Origin of the sequence: Desulfopila inferna (assembly GCF_016919005.1) — a bacterium.
In the GTDB taxonomy this organism is placed as follows: Bacteria; Desulfobacterota; Desulfobulbia; order Desulfobulbales; family Desulfocapsaceae; genus Desulfopila_A; species Desulfopila_A inferna.
Genome location: NZ_JAFFQE010000023.1, coordinates 1 through 1,260 on the forward strand (window position 1 = coordinate 1; position 1,260 = coordinate 1,260).

Here is a 1,260-nt window from a genome sequence, read left to right on the forward strand (position 1 = left end):
TGAAGTGGTAAAGAAATAATGGACACTTTCTTAAGTTTGGATTTTTATTCGACAAGGAGGTGTCATTATGACCGAAAGAAGAAGAAAATATACACAAGAATTCAAAGTAGAAGCTGTGAAACTTGTTCTTGAGCACGGCTACAAAATAACGGAAGCAGCCAAGAATCTCGGAGTCCACCCAAACCTACTGGGCCGCTGGAAAAGAGATTACGAAGGTGATGAATCTGGTAATGATAATGCTGCAAGTTCAGCCGCTGTTCGAGCAGAACTTAACCGTCTGAGAAAAGAGAATAAGCAGCTCAAGCTGGAGAGAGAAATTTTAAAAAAGGCGGCTGCCTTCTTCGCCAGGGAACAGGGATGAGGTATCGTTTTATCGATACTGTGAAGGGGGCGTATTCTCTAACTCTTCTTTGCAAAGTCATGCAGGTATGCCGAAGTGGTTTCTATTCTTGGAAGAAAAGAAGGAAATCACTGAGGCAGCAAGAGAGGGACCGACTCATTCCGAAAGTAAAGGAGATTCACCAAAAAACACGTGGATCATATGGAGCGCGACGGATCTCTGCAGAGCTAGAAGCACAAGGTGAATCATGTGGTAGAGGCAAAGCTGGAACTCTGATGCGCTTGGCGGCAGTGACTGCCAAACAGAAAAAGAAATTCAAAGCTACTACTGACAGCAAACACAAACTGGCGGTAGCCCCTAATCTGCTCGAAAGGAAATTCGCCATCCCAGAACCTGATCGAGTGTACTGTTCGGACATCACGTATATATGGACCAAGGAGGGGTGGCTGTATCTTGCTGTTGTGATTGACTTGTTTTCTCGCAGAGTAGTTGGTTGGTCAATGAGTCACCGGATCAATAAGCGGTTGGTTCTCAATGCATTGAAAATCTCAGTCTGGCGCAGAAGACCACAAAAAGGGCTTATTTTTCACTCGGATCGAGGCAGCCAGTATTGCAGTAAAGCGTTCCAAAAAGAGTTGAGACAACATGGAATGCTCAGCAGCATGAGTCGCAAAGGCGATTGTTGGGATAATAGTGTCGCTGAGAGTTTTTTCGGTACTCTGAAAATAGAACGTGTATTTGATTCTGTTTACAGAACGCGGGAAGAAGCCAGAGGCGATATAATCGATTACATTGAAATGTTCTACAATAGCAAAAGATATCATTCATACCTTGGCTATCTCAGTCCAATGGATTTTGAGAAATTGTCAGTTATGAAAAAAGCAGCTTAGGAATATGTCCGTTTTTACTGGACCACATCA

The 1,260-nt window shown here is 43.6% G+C and carries 1 pseudogene; it reads left to right on the forward strand.

Annotated elements, in window-relative coordinates:
• Positions 1 to 67: 67 nt before the first annotated feature.
• Positions 68 to 1,230: pseudogene (locus tag JWG88_RS21255) on the forward strand (IS3 family transposase).
• Positions 1,231 to 1,260 lie beyond the last annotated feature (30 nt).